12 protein-coding genes and 1 pseudogene are annotated in these 13,407 nt (G+C 58.1%); 6 read left to right on the top strand and 7 right to left on the bottom strand.

The window, feature by feature from the left end:
- Positions 1-143 precede the first annotated feature (143 nt).
- A complete protein-coding gene (locus CAter10_RS19655) occupies positions 144-1,178 on the bottom strand; it encodes a Fe(3+) ABC transporter substrate-binding protein (RefSeq protein WP_061534757.1) in 1,035 nt (344 codons plus the stop codon).
- Between the two features lie 194 nt (positions 1,179-1,372).
- On the opposite strand from CAter10_RS19655, the gene CAter10_RS19650 reads away from it, so the two are divergent.
- From CAter10_RS19650 to phaP, 3 genes are all read left to right on the top strand, one after another.
- Positions 1,373-2,557, top strand: a complete 1,185-nt coding sequence (locus CAter10_RS19650) for a patatin-like phospholipase family protein (protein WP_061534756.1) — start codon at positions 1,373-1,375, stop codon at positions 2,555-2,557.
- Positions 2,557-3,348: a M15 family metallopeptidase gene (locus tag CAter10_RS19645; protein WP_061534755.1), complete on the top strand. Its 792-nt coding sequence runs from the start codon at positions 2,557-2,559 to the stop codon at positions 3,346-3,348. Before CAter10_RS19650 ends, CAter10_RS19645 begins: the two co-directional genes overlap by 1 nt.
- A 118-nt stretch (positions 3,349-3,466) precedes the next feature.
- Entirely contained in the window at positions 3,467-4,021 is a 555-nt protein-coding gene (gene phaP, locus CAter10_RS19640; RefSeq protein ID WP_061535473.1) for a TIGR01841 family phasin, read from the top strand.
- Positions 4,022-4,099: 78 nt separating this feature from the next.
- Here phaP and CAter10_RS19635 read toward each other — a convergent pair whose 3' ends face one another.
- The gene (locus CAter10_RS19635; RefSeq protein ID WP_061534754.1) at positions 4,100-5,014 is read right to left on the bottom strand and encodes a LysR family transcriptional regulator; all 915 of its coding nucleotides are present in this window, start codon (positions 5,012-5,014) and stop codon (positions 4,100-4,102) included.
- Positions 5,015-5,183: 169 nt separating this feature from the next.
- On the opposite strand from CAter10_RS19635, the gene CAter10_RS19630 reads away from it, so the two are divergent.
- From CAter10_RS19630 to CAter10_RS23820, 3 genes are read left to right on the top strand one after another with little or no spacing between them, the layout of a single operon-like run.
- A complete protein-coding gene (locus CAter10_RS19630) occupies positions 5,184-5,588 on the top strand; it encodes a DoxX family protein (RefSeq protein ID WP_061535472.1) in 405 nt (134 codons plus the stop codon).
- A 34-nt stretch (positions 5,589-5,622) separates the two neighbouring features.
- Positions 5,623-6,222: a 4,5-DOPA-extradiol-dioxygenase gene (gene ygiD / locus CAter10_RS19625; RefSeq protein ID WP_236905418.1), complete on the top strand. Its 600-nt coding sequence runs from the start codon at positions 5,623-5,625 to the stop codon at positions 6,220-6,222.
- On the top strand, positions 6,216-6,419 hold the full coding sequence (locus CAter10_RS23820; RefSeq protein ID WP_236905417.1) for a class III extradiol ring-cleavage dioxygenase family protein: 204 nt from the start codon (positions 6,216-6,218) through the stop codon (positions 6,417-6,419). Before ygiD ends, CAter10_RS23820 begins: the two co-directional genes overlap by 7 nt.
- 64 nt (positions 6,420-6,483) lie before the next feature.
- On the opposite strand, the pseudogene CAter10_RS19620 reads toward CAter10_RS23820, so the two are convergent.
- The 5 genes and pseudogenes from CAter10_RS19620 to CAter10_RS19600 all read right to left on the bottom strand — a co-directional run bounded on the left by CAter10_RS19620 (position 6,484) and on the right by CAter10_RS19600 (position 13,404).
- Positions 6,484-7,700, bottom strand: a pseudogene (locus CAter10_RS19620) (phospholipase D-like domain-containing protein).
- 21 nt (positions 7,701-7,721) lie between these two features.
- On the bottom strand, positions 7,722-9,452 hold the full coding sequence (locus CAter10_RS19615; protein ID WP_061534753.1) for a bifunctional metallophosphatase/5'-nucleotidase: 1,731 nt from the start codon (positions 9,450-9,452) through the stop codon (positions 7,722-7,724).
- Positions 9,453-9,483: 31 nt separating this feature from the next.
- On the bottom strand, positions 9,484-10,134 hold the full coding sequence (locus tag CAter10_RS19610; RefSeq protein WP_061534752.1) for a MotA/TolQ/ExbB proton channel family protein: 651 nt from the start codon (positions 10,132-10,134) through the stop codon (positions 9,484-9,486).
- 78 nt (positions 10,135-10,212) lie between these two features.
- A complete protein-coding gene (locus CAter10_RS19605) occupies positions 10,213-12,606 on the bottom strand; it encodes a TonB-dependent receptor (RefSeq protein WP_061534751.1) in 2,394 nt (797 codons plus the stop codon).
- Positions 12,607-12,666: 60 nt separating this feature from the next.
- Positions 12,667-13,404 (bottom strand): TonB family protein, encoded by a 738-nt coding sequence (locus tag CAter10_RS19600; RefSeq protein ID WP_061534750.1) that lies wholly within the window; start codon positions 13,402-13,404, stop codon positions 12,667-12,669.
- Between the last annotated feature and the right edge of the window lie 3 nt (positions 13,405-13,407).

Genomic DNA, 13,407 nt, shown 5'->3' with positions numbered 1-13,407 from the left:
TGGTCGGGCTGGAATTTGGTGTGGTACTGCTGATCGGACTGGCAATCTACATGATCAGGAGAAAATGAATTGTTGCTCCGTTATAGGAAAAGGCTGGCGAACACGCAGTTCGCCAGCCTTTTTTATGTCTGGGCTCGCGCGACTTATTTGTAGCCGGCGCGATCCAGCAATTGCTGCACTTTTTGTTGATTGCGGCCAACCGCCGAGACATCGATCACTTCAGCCTTGAACGGGCCCAGCGCATCCAGCGCCGGATTGCCAGTCTTTACGCCCTTGACTGCCGGGGTTTCATTATTGCCTTCGGCGAAATAGCGCTGGGCATCGTCGCTCGACAGATATTCCAGGAACTTGACCGCAGCTTCACGATGCGGCGCATGCCTGGCGACGCCGGCGCCGGCGATATTCACGTGGGTGCCGGTGGTGTTCTGGTTAGGCCAGATCACCGCGACTTTTTTCATCACGTCGATATCTTCCGGCTTGCTTGATTTCATCAGGCGCGCCACATAGTAGGAATTCGAAATCGCCACACCGCATTCGCCGGAAGCGACTGCCTTGATCTGGTCGGTATCGCCGCCGACCGGTTGTCGCGCCTGGTTGGCGACATAGCCCTTGAGTAGCGCTTCAGTCTTGGCTTCGCCATGATGCTCCAGCAAGGAGCCGAACAGCGAGACGTTGTACGGATGCGAACCGGAACGGGTGCACAGCTTGCCCTTGTTCTTCGGATCGGCCAGCGCTTCGTAGGTTTCAACGTCTTGCGGCTGGACATTCTGTTTGTTGTAGACGATCACGCGGGCGCGTGTCGAAAAGCCAAACCATTGCGAACCTTTGCCGTCGTCCTTGCCGCGCAGGTTGGCCGGGATGCGCTGCTCGAGGACCGCCGATTTAACCGGCTGGAACAGGCCGTCGTTCTCGGCGCGCCAAAGGCGCGCGGCATCGACCAGCAGGATCACGTCGGCCGGGCTGGCTGCGCCCTCGCTCTTCAGGCGGGCGATGGTGCCGGCATCGTCGCCATCGACACGGTTGACCTTGATGCCGGTGGCCTTGGTGAAGTTGCTGTACAGCGCTTCGTCGGTTGGATAATGACGCGCCGAATACAGGTTCAGGACCTGGTTCTGTGCGACAGAGGCTGTGGTTCCTGCAGCCAGGATGGCGGTGGCGATGATGGAGCGCAAAAGCATGGGCATTCCTCTTTTGATGATTGAAATGATATTTTGTTGCTTGTAACAAATTGTTACACTTGGCGATTGCCAAATATAACACAAATGAGAATCGTTACTGTTTATGATGATTTGATGACATATAAGGCGCCGTCGTTGCCTATTATCGCGATCGGTTAATATGGTTGTTCCTCCATACACAAGATGGGCGTCAAATGAGCAATAGAACCACTTCCAAGTCGCAACCGCGCACTACGAGCAAGGCCGAGTCCACAACACCGCGCGTGGCGCTGGTGTTGCAGGGAGGCGGCGCGCTGGGGGCTTATCAGGCAGGGGTTTACCATGCGATGCATGAGAATGGCTTGACTCCGGATTGGGTGGTGGGAACCTCGATTGGCGCAATCAATGCCGCGATCATCGCTGGTAACGAGCGCGATCTGCGCCTGTCGCGCCTGAAGGAGTTCTGGGAGCAGGTCGGCCACGGCGACCTGATGGATCTCAGCCGGGTTCCTGACAGTGTGCGCCAGTTCAATACTTGGTGGACCACCACCGATGTGACCACCCGAGGCGTGCCAGGATTTTTCTCGCCACGTGGACTCAATCCGTTTCTGCTGGGTATGCCGGTGGAGGCCGAACAAGCCAGTTTTTACGACACTACCCCGTTAGCTGAGACGCTGGGACGCCTGGTCGATTTCAAGTACCTGAACTCCCCGGGCGGGATGCGCCTGACCGTCAGCGCGATGCGCGTCGCTTGCGGCAGCCTGGTCAATTTCGATTCCCAGGAGCGGACCATCGGCGTCGAACACATCATGGCCAGCGGCGCCCTGCCGCCCGGCTTTGCGCCGGTGCGCATCGATGGCGACCTGTATTGGGATGGCGGCCTGTATTCGAATACGCCGCTGGAAGTGGTGCTGGACGATGAATCCAAAACCGATGTCGATGGCAACACCTTGTGCGTCATGGTGGATTTGTGGAGCGCCAACGGCCCCGAGCCGGTGACCCTGGACCAGATCACCAACCGCCAGAAAGACGTGACATTCGCCTCGCGTTCGGAACGCCACATCGAAAATTACTTGCGCATGTATCAATTGCGCCGGGCCGCGCAGGCACTGTATGACAAGCTGCCTCCAGCGCTGCGGAAGAAGTCTGACCTCAAGGAATTCGAGGGTTTGTCCGACAACAGTACCATTCATATCGTGCGCTTGCGTTACAGCGGCCACGACTGGAACATGCCATCCAAGGACATCAATTTCTCCCGCGGTTCGGTGGAATGGCGCTGGGAGCAAGGCTACACGGACGCAATGCAAGCCGCAGAGCGCATCCGCGCCAACGGTGAAACTTTCGGCAGTTCCGACGCCGGCCTGGTGGTACACGAACTGGTCATGCCGCCGGTGACCTGATGCAGATGCCGGTATTTCGTTTTGCGTTATTGTTACCGCTGCTGTTCGGCATGGCGATGTTCGCCAATGCCCAGTCGTCCGATGGATCGGGATTGGATACCCGGCAATGCGAGGCCGTCAGGCAGCGCGTTCTCCAGCCTGGGGCGCCGGTAAATTGCCAGCAGTTGCAGGTTGTGCGTTTCCCCTATGTCGACTTCGACGGCAAGCGCCACGAGGATGGTGAAATCATGGTGATGGCGGCAGTCGCGCCGCAAGTGAGGGCGATCTTCGAGGAATTGTTCAAGCGGCGATTCCCGCTTGCGCAGGCCCGTTTGATGGAGCATTATCAAGGCAATGACGATGTGTCGATGGCGGACAACAATACTTCCGCCTTTAACGACCGGCCGATCACCGGCGGCAAGGCAATATCCTTGCACGCATACGGTTTGGCGATCGATATCAATCCTTTGCAAAATCCGTATGTGCAGAGCGACATGCAAGGTCGGCTGGAATACAGCCCGCCGGCCGGACAGGCGTTCGCTCGGCGCACGGTGGAGCGAGCCGGTAGCAGCGAACAGGTGGTGGAACTATTTGCGCAGCATGGCTTTCTGATCTGGGGCGGCGACTGGAAAAAACCGATCGACTACCAGCATTTCCAGGTCAGCCGCAAGTTGGCCGAGCGCATGGCGAAGCTGCCGGTCGCGCAAGCGCGGCGCGCCTTTGAAGAATCGATCGTCGGCTATCGTTCTTGCCGCAATGCCCATGGCAGCCAGCCGAAGACTCGCAAGGCTTGCGCAGCGGCAGCAGGCTGACAAAAATTTGCCGGGGCCGTTAATATGATAACTACCCTGCATTTGTGGCTATGTAATATGTTTCGCCGCAGTTGGATACAACCTTGCAAGAGTTGATTTGTTCACACAGGAGAAGACCATGTTTTCGTTTCATGAACAGTTCGCCGCAGCTACAAAAGCGCATTTCGAAGCCCAGTTGGCATTACTCAATACCCTGACCACCAAGACTTTCGAAGGTGTGGAAAAGGTCATCGAACTCAATTTGAATGCCGCCAAGGCCTCGCTGGAGGAATCCAGCGGCGCCGCCAAACAGTTGTTGAGCGCCAAGGATCCACAGGAATTTCTCAACATCTCTGCCGCCCAGGCAAAGCCCGGAGCCGACAAGGCCGCTGCCTACGGCCGTCATCTGGCCGGCATTGCTTCCGGCACCCAGGCGGAATTGACGCGCGCTGCGGAAGCGCAAGTCGCAGAAACTACACGCCGCATCAACGCGTTGATTGAAGAAGTCAGCAAGAACGCGCCGGCCGGTTCGGAGAATGCGATTGCCATTCTGAAAACCGTCATCAGCAATGCCAATGCCGGCTATGAGCAGCTGACAAAAAATACCAAGCAGGCGGTGGAGACGCTGGAAGCAAACCTGAGTAATGCTACTGCCCAGCTGACCAAGGCAGCGACCCCACGCAGCAAGAAGTAAGCGACGGAATAAGTGTTGGCGTGGTAGTAGGCGCTAACAAAACGTTTGTTGAAAAGGCCGCATCAGCGGCCTTTTTTGTCATATCGGCAAGTCACGATCCCATTCCGGCGATTCGCCGAACTGCTCGGCCAGGAAATCGACGTAAGTGCGCACTTTGGCTGACAAGTGCTGCCGGCTTGGATATACCGCATGAATGGCTAGTTGATCGCTGCGGTAGTCAGTCAGTATTGGCAGCAGTTTTCCGGCACGGATGGCATCGCCGATGATGAAGGTCGGCTGGCGGATGATGCCCATGCCGGCCAGCGCTGCCGCTAGCAGCAGATCGCCATTGTTGCAACGCAAGCCGCCACCGATACGTACTGTATGTACCTTGCCGTCACGTTGCAGGCGCCATTCATTGTCCGGCATGGTATAGGCATAGGTCAGGCAGGCGTGCCGCGCCAGGTCGTCCGGATGCTGCGGCACGCCATGCTGTTCCAGGTAGGCCGGGGCAGCGCAGGTGAGGACATGTACCGGCGCCAGTTTGCGCATCACCAGGCTGGAGTTTTGCAGCTTGCCGATGCGGATCGCCAAGTCAAAACCTTCCTCGACCAGATCAACAACCCGGTCCGACAGCGTCACGTCCAGCTCGACATTCGGATAACGCTGCGCATACAGCGGCAGCAGCCGACCCAGATGATTGACCGAAAACGATACCGGCGCATTGATGCGCAACACGCCGTTCGGATTGGCCGCGTGCATGCCGGCCGCCAGCGTGGCCTGTTCCAGGTCGGCCAGCAACTGGCGGCACCGTTCCAGGTAGGCGCTGCCGGTATCTGTCAGGCTCAGGCGCCGGGTGCTGCGATTGAGCAGGCGCGCACCGAGATAGGTTTCCAGATCGGCAATATGCCGCGTCACCGACGGATTCGACAAGTCCAGGATGCGCGCAGCGCCCGACAGGCTGCCAACCTCGGCCACTTTGACAAACACTTTCATCGCTTCAAACAGGTTCATCGGCGACCCTTATTATTTTGGAATTCGGAAATAATATTTCAATAAAATCGTATTTTTCTTTCAATTGGAAGAATATATAGTGAAAACCGATCCATGAACAAATCATCGAGTTATTGCCCGCAAAACGCGCATGGCTCCGGCTTTTAACCAATATCAAGAAGAGAACATCATGACTACGACAAAAACCATCGACACCGGCGCTTATGCCGCCACCCTGCTGCGCCTGACCTTGGGCATTGCGCTGCTGGCGCACGCCTACTTGAAAGTGTTTGTCTTCACGCTGCCGGGCGCCGCTGCATTTTTTGCCAGTCAAGGCTTTCCAGGCTGGTCGGTGTACCCTGTGGTGGCGGTTGAAGTGCTGACCGGTATTGCGCTGGTGTTGGGATTGCAGGCAAGGATTGCAGCTATCATTTCGCTGCCGGTGCTGCTCGGCGCCCTGTCGGTGCATGCCCCGAACGGCTGGGTATTTACCAGTCCGAACGGCGGCTGGGAATATCCGGCATTCATGGTGGTGACCGCGATTGCCATCGCCCTGCTGGGTAACGGCGCGTTTGCGTTGAGCAAGGCAAAATAAGCGCATTGCAGGAATTTTTTTGAAAGAGATCAAGATGAGCACAAGCGCCACCCGCATGCCGGCGATTTTCTTCGGTCACGGCAGCCCGATGAATGCATTGGAAGACAACCGTTATACCGCCGCCTGGGAACAGCTGGGCGCCAGCGTGGCGCTGCGGCAGCCGAAAGCGATCCTGTCGATTTCCGCGCATTGGTACACCCGCGGCATTGGCGTGACGGCGATGCCGCAACCGAAAACCATCCATGATTTCGGTGGCTTCCCGCAGGCATTGTTCGATGTTCGCTACCCGGCTCCTGGCGATCCGGCGTTGGCAGCGCAGGTGCGTGATTTGCTGGCGCCGCTCGATGTGACGATGGATCAATCCTGGGGCTTGGATCACGGCACCTGGTCGGTGCTGGTCAAGGCTTTTCCGAAGGCCGATGTGCCTGTGATCCAGCTGAGCATCGATGCCACGCAGCCGGCGCAGTTTCATTTTGACCTGGGCCGCAAGTTGGCGGTGCTGCGCGAGCAGGGCGTGCTGATCATTGGCAGCGGCGATGTGGTGCACAACCTGCGCCTGATGACGCGCGGCGGCCCGCCGCGGCGCACGATTGGGCGCTGCGTTTCAACGACCACATCCGCGCGTCGTTGCTGAACGGCGATCTGCAGGCGGTGATCGACTACGCCGACCAGGGCCAGGACGCGCAATTGTCGGTGCCGACGCCGGAGCATTATCTGCCGCTGTTGTACATTGCCGGCACCAAGCACGATGACGAGGCGATTTCGATTGCGGTGGACGGCATCGATATCGGCTCGATCAGCATGCTGACTGCGGTGGTGGGGACGGCCTGATCTGTTTGATTTGTTTGAGTGGCTCTAGTCGATAAGTATGAACAGCGCTTATCGACATCCAGGATTATTCCTTGCCCTTGACCGGCTTGGGATAATCCTTCATCACATCGATCGGCTCGGCATACGCCGAATCCCAGGTTTGCAGGTGCAGATCGGCAATCCGTTTCGCCATCTTCTCGTTGCGCAACACGATTTCCAGGTTACGTGAGTTATCCAGATAGCCGCCGCTCCAGTTGCTGGTGCCTATCCAGGCCACTTGGCCGTCGATTTCCATGGTTTTGCTGTGGATCACCCGCGCAAACGGAATGAAGCCGCTGCTGGCTTGCGGCAGCGTCACAATCCTGATCTCCATACCGGGCAGCAGCGCCAGGCTCTTCAAATAATCGATTGCCGGCTTCTCGGTGTTCCAGTTTGACACCATCAGCTTGACCTTGACGCCACGCGCCAATGCGCTGCGGATCGCATCGTCGATCACCGCGTAAAAAGGACGCGTGTGATTGGGGCCGTAACTGAGCGGCGCGTAGTCGAGCAGCTGGATCCGTACTTCGGATTTGGCGGCAGCCAGCAGTTTCGGCAGCTCGGTTTCGGAGTCGCCAACGCCGGGAGGATTGAAGGCGTTCGGGCTGGCCACCAGGAATGTCGCTTGCTGGTCGTTGGCGGCCACTGCGGTTTGATTGAGGCGTGGCACCGGCTTGCCTTGTGCGATCAATTCTTGTGCCTGCCAATCATGCTCGAAAATATTTTGTACCTGGGCGACCACCACCGGATCGGTGATGCGCAAACCGGTTTCGTGGATGTGCGCGAAAGAGCGCCAGTCGAAATTCTGGCTGCCGACATAGGCGGTGCTGCCGTCGCTCACCATGTATTTGGCGTGGATGATGCCGTTGCCAGTCAGCTTGGAATAATCGAGATAGCGGAATTCCAGATTGGGAATTTCTTCAGGCGTTCGATGGTCGGCATGTCGGAGGCGAACTTGCCTTTTTCTTCCATCAGGAAGCGGATCTTGACGCCGCGCTTACCGGCGGCGGCAAGCCGTTCAATGACGCGTTCAAACGCTGCGCCAGGCTGGCTGGCAACGTAAAACTGACCGAGCACGATATCGTGCTTGGCGCCGTCGAACATTTCGCTCCAGACCTGCAGCGGTTCACGCAAATCGGGCGTGGCCAGCGCGGTTTCAACTGGCACTGTATGCACCAGTTCATAGCCGGGGATGCCGAACTCGGCATGGGCGGCAGTGCCATAGCCAAGCAGGATGGCAATCGAGACGATCAGTTTACGCATTTGGAATCCAGAAGAATTTGATTAATGAACGCGTACGATGCGACCGGCTGTTTGGGCGCTGCCGGCCGGATGGCCATCGTGCTCGCTGGCGATCAGGTAATGGCTCAACGCATCGAGGTCGTTGATGCCGGTGTCGACGCGATCTGCGCCTTGGGTCAGCAAACTGAAACCGTCGCCGCCCTGCGAGATGAAGCTGTTGACGCTGACGCGGTATTGGCCGCGCGGATCCAAGGCGGCGCCGTTCAGCTTGATGCTGCCGGGCAGCACGCGCTGTCCGAGTGGTTTGGCGGCGTCCCAGCGATAGCTCAAGCCGTGTGAAACCTGCAGCATGACGCGGCCGCCCTGGCGATCCTGTTCGAGCCAGCTTTGCTGTTCCAGCAAGGCCTGGATCTGGCTGCCGGTGAGCGTCAGCAGGATCAGCGTATTGCCATACGGCGTGGTGGCGGCAACCTGTGCGTAGTTGGTCCCGGCCGGACCGCTTTCCAGGCTTTCGCGGATACTCTTGTGATTGGTCATGGCGATTTGCGCACCGAGCTTGCGCGTGGCCGCCAGTTGCGAATCGGCCAGCACGTCGCCGAGCGGCGATTCGCCGGCTTCGTTGATGTGGTTATCGATGCGCGGCACCGCGATGCGCGCAATCGGTTGCGCCAGCACTACGTCGCTGCGTGCCTTGAGTTTTTGCAGGAACGCCGACAGCGCCGGATCGGGAGTGAAGCGCTGCGTATCCATCAGCACGTTGTATGCGCGGATCGCGGTAATTTTTCCAGGCAGGTCGGCAACGCGCGGATCGATGGTCAGGCTGATGCGGGTCAGCATGTGGCCGAACGATTCGCCTTGCGTGACGGTGCGCCCGTCGACCTGGCAGGTGTAGCCCTGGTGGCTGTGGGCGCTGATCACCAGCTTGATGGCTGGATCGAGGTGTTTGACGATGTCGACGATCGGGCCTTGCAATTGGCTGCAGGCCACCTTGTCGAACGGTTCCTTGGTTTCGCCGCCCTGATGAATCAGGACCACGATGGCGCTGACGCCTTGTGCCTTGATCTCGGGCACCCAACGGTTGATGGCCTCGGCCTCATCAATGAAATGGACGTTGGCGATGCCGTCGGCGGAGACCATTTTTTCGGTGCCGCGCACGACTGCGCCAATGAAGGCGATCTTGACGCCGCGTATTTGTTCGATGCGGTAGGGCGGCAGCATTGGCTGGACGCTGGCATTGTCGATCACGTTGGCCGCGAGGTAGGAAAATTTCGCACCAGGATAATGGGCTTCGAACTGGCAAGCCTTGTCGGGGCGAGTGGATTTACAGCCGCCGTTTTGATAGCGCAGCAACTCTGCGCTGCCCTGGTCGAATTCATGGTTGCCAACTGAACTGACGCGCAGGCCGAGTTGGCCGAGGGCGGAGATGGTTGGTTCATCGGCCCAGATGGAGGATAGTGCAGGGCTGGCGCCGATCAGGTCGCCGGCGCCGACCAGCAGCAGTTGCGGATCTTCGGCGCGCCAGGCATTGAGGGCGCCGCCGATGGTGTCGATGCCGCCAACCTTGAGCTTGCGCGGCGCGGTGCCGACGGCGTCGGCAATGCTGGCAAAGCTCTTTGTTTCGGCTTCGAGGTGGCCGTGCAGGTCATTGATGGCGACCAGGTTGAGCTCTACCGGCGCACTGGCCGGGGCGTTTGGCAAGCTGCTGCAAGCGCCCAGCAAGGCCGCGGCCATGCAGCACAATAACTTGGTCCGGCCAATGGAGATTGCACGCATGGAGTTCAACCAGTCTTCAAATAGAATTTAATCAGGCCAAATGTAAATTTCGGGCTTCTGCCGCAGCCGCGGCTTTGGCGCCATTATCAGCGACTCGGCCGACGCAGGCGCGCAACATCAAGACTTTCAGGTGATCGTTGATGCGCTCGATCCGTTCCTGGAACATGTTGAAGAAGAACATGCCGACCACGGCAATGCCGATCCCCAATGCTGTTGCATATAGTGCGGTGCCGATGCCCTGCGATACCTGGCCTGGATCGGATACGCCGGATACTGCCAACGCCTTGAAGGTATCGATAATACCCAAAATCGTGCCGAGCAGTCCGAGTAGCGGCGCTGCGGTGACGATGGTGTCGAGAATCCACAGGCGGTGCTGCACTTCGCCGCGGTTGGCGATATAAACGGACTCGCTGAAATCCTCAAGATCCTTCTCGCTGGTCAACTGATGTTTTTCGGCCAGGATATCGGACACCAGGGTCAGCGGCAGGCTGGCGCGCGCCGTCAACTCGGCCGGCAGTTCCTGCACATGCTGGACTGCATGGGTCATGGCCTTTTCCAGACCGATGGCCTGGCGCAGTGTGTAGTTGAAGAAGAGTCCGCGTTCCACAATCACGAAGAGCGCCAGGGCGGCGCAGGCGTACATCAGGTAGAAAGCGAGTTCGTGGAATAATTGCATGTTCATATTGACCTCTCTGCGCACGAATGCACTTAAATTCATGGCGGTGGACCGAAGTCCACCGCCGGGGTTACTACAGCTGGATTAGAAATCCGCGATCAACGATACGCTGAAGGTACGCGGTGGGCTGACATAGAACGACGGCGCCGATGCCGCGATGCTGCCGATCGCCACGGAGTTCGTGGTGAATTGGCTGCCGCTGCCGGAGCTGAGGCTCAGGAATTTCTTGTCAAAAATATTGTTGACGTTGAACTTGAGCGTCGGGCTTTTCAGCCAGGTCGACGACGGGAAGGTGTATCCTGCGCCGGCGTTGAACACGGTATAGCCGCCGATGCTGTCGTCGTTGACCAGCGTGGTGTAGCGCTTACCGGTGTATTTGGCCTGGCTGAACACATACCAGTTGTCTTGCGCGTACTGCAGGCTCATGCCGCTCAGCCAGTTCGGCGTATCAGGAAACTCCTTGCCGGCAGTCGGCAACGTCGCGGTCGCCGAATATTGCATGTTGTTGTCCATCTTGCTCTTGATGTAAGAGAGCGAACCGTACAGGCTCAGGTTCTTGGTGATCGAGTAACCGGATTCCAGTTCCAGGCCCTTGGAGGTCGAATCGCCGACGTTGTAATCGGTATTGCTGTTGGTGTCCTGGTTGTACGAAGTGGCGATGCGGTTCTTGAAATTGATATAGAACAGCGAGCCGGAGAACGTCCATTTGTCAGCAGCGTAACGGTAGCCGAGGTCGTAGTTCCACGAAGTTTCCTTGTCGACCGGCACAGGACGGACGGTGCCGCCGGTGTACACGCCGTTGACGATAGTGCCGCCGGAGATCAGGTTGAAATACGAGAAATTTCCAGGCGCCTTGAAGTTCTTGGCCGCATTGAAGAACACCGATTGCACCTGATCCAGCTGATAGCGTGCGCCGAAACTAGGCAGCAGATCGGAGTACGATTTCTGTAAGGTATAGAAGCCTGGCGAGCTTTGGCTCGGGTTGTTGGTGAAGTCGCGGTCGATGCTGGAATAGCGGGCGCCAACCTGCAGATTCAACTTGTCTTGCAGCAGGCTGATACTATCTTGCGCAAACGCCGATTTACCGGTGCTGATGGTCATCGTGTCGCGATACTGAACGTAGGAACCATCCTGATTTTTCAGCCATGCGCTCGGGTTGTTGAGCCAGACATCGGAAGCATTGCCGCTGTTGTCGATTGTGGTGTATGGGCCGGTTTGCTGGTGACGTGCGCGCTCATACCAGTAGCCGACCATCAGCTTGTGATTGTCGATCTGTTGGTTGTACTTGATCGTCACGCCTGGGCGATACGTGCGGGTGCGGCTGCCTTCATAAGCAAACACGGTGTCCTTGGTGTCGCCGTCGCCGTTGGCATCACGTACGCCGCCGCCCAACAGGTTGCCGGCATTGCCTTCGGTGACAGTCTGCAACTGGTTGCCGCCGGTGCCGAAGCCGTACCACATGTAGGGGCTGACATCGATGCTCGATGTCGGTGCCAGCTGGAAGTGGGCATTCATGGTGCCGAGCCAGTTCTTGAACGGATTCAGGTTGTAGCCGTAGTACAGGTTCTTGGCGCCGGTGTTGATGCCGGCATTCGGACCGTAAGTCGAATCGTTTTGCGCGCCAGGTCCACCCGGTTGATGTACTGGAGCGACAGTGCCGAAATCCAGGTTCGGGCCGTACTGGGCGATCTGTGCCTTGGTCAGCGAACGGTAGTTGTTGTTGATGGCAGAGTTGTACATGAAGCCGGTGTCGACATAGCTGCCGCCGCCCAGATCGAACTTGCTGTTGAAGTCGACGTGTTCCTTGTCGGCACGGCCTTCGCCCTTGAACTTGTCAGCCTGGGTTTTCGAGTAGGACAGGAAGAACTTGAAACGGTCGTTGAAAATCTTGCCCGAATCGAAGCGCACGTAGCCCTTCTGCAGGCTGTTGGAGCCGAATGTGTATTCGGTGCGGAAGCGTTGCTTGTCTTCCGGTGTACACATGGTCATGCCGATATTGCCGCCGGAGGCGCCGACATGCGGTGCTTCGGTGTCGGTCGAGCCTTGCGTGACGAAGATGTCGCACAGGTTCTCGGCGTCGGTGTATTCCTGCGGATAGACGGCGAAGCTGCCCGAATCGTTGACCGGTGCGCCATTGATGGTGAAGCCCAACTGATCGCTGTTGAAGCCGCGCACACGCACGTTGCCACCGAACAGGCCGGTGCCGTCCTGGTCGTAGGAGTTCACGCCTGGCAGCAGATTGATCATCTGGTATGGATTGCTGGTGGTGCTTTGCTTTTCCATGTAATCGCGATTGACCGAGCTACGCGCTTTCGGCGTTTCTTCTTGCTGGATCAGTCCAGTGCTTTGACCGCCGTTGGCATCGCCTTGCACGGTGACCTTGCCGACTTCAGTGGTGTCGGCAGCGTAGGTCAGTGGACTGGCGGCGATGAATAACCCGGAGATCAGCAGTGACAGCCGGGTGACTTTGAATTGCATGGCATTACTCCCTGTACGTTTTCGGTGTTGTAAGTGATTAAAAAGTGCGTGTTTCAAAAATCATCCCGCCCCCGGGACGAACTCCAACTCGGCGCTGAATCGGTGTGTCGCCTCTCCGGTCCAGCTGGATTCGGGAAAAGCGGGAAAAGCAGCTCTGTTGATGGTTTTGCGGGCAGCGTCGTCAAGCAGCATGGAGTTCGATGACTCGTCGATGCCTTGCTCGACCAGCGTGCCGTCGCGCTTCAGGACAAACCAGACCTTGACCTTGCCTTGCGGCCTTTGCTGGCTGGCTTCACGCCCTGTCGGATAGCGCTTGATGCTGTTCAGGTGTGCACGTAATTTGGCGACATAGCCGGACTCGACGCTGGCGTTGCTCGGCTTGGCGGGCGGCGCTTCCGGTGCTGGCGTCGGGAGTGCCGGAACGGCTTTTGGCGGCGCCGGGGTAGGAATCGGTGCTGGAGCCGGAGCAGCCATTTCAGCGCTCGGTAGAGTGCTGACAGGTGTGGGGTTGACTGTCGGTTGCGGCACCGGCTGCGGGCGCACCGGTTGCATTACCGGAACCGGTTTCACAACCTGCGGCGGTGTTGGCGTTGGCGGCGTAGGCGTCACTGGTGTTACCACGGGCGGCGCAGGTGGATCGGGTTCCGTCAACGCAATCTGCACTGTGGAATCGTCTGTGTGTGCCTGGATCTTTACTGCCTTCTGGATGCCGGCAAGGATCAGGATGGCGAGTATGAGTAGCGACGGCAGCGTTGCCACCGCATCTCGGAATCGATAAAAAAACGGCGTGGTCGTCATGTC

The organism is Collimonas arenae, assembly GCF_001584165.1.
GTDB lineage: Bacteria > Pseudomonadota > Gammaproteobacteria > Burkholderiales > Burkholderiaceae_D > Collimonas > Collimonas arenae.
This window is presented reverse-complemented; position numbering and strand designations above follow the sequence as displayed.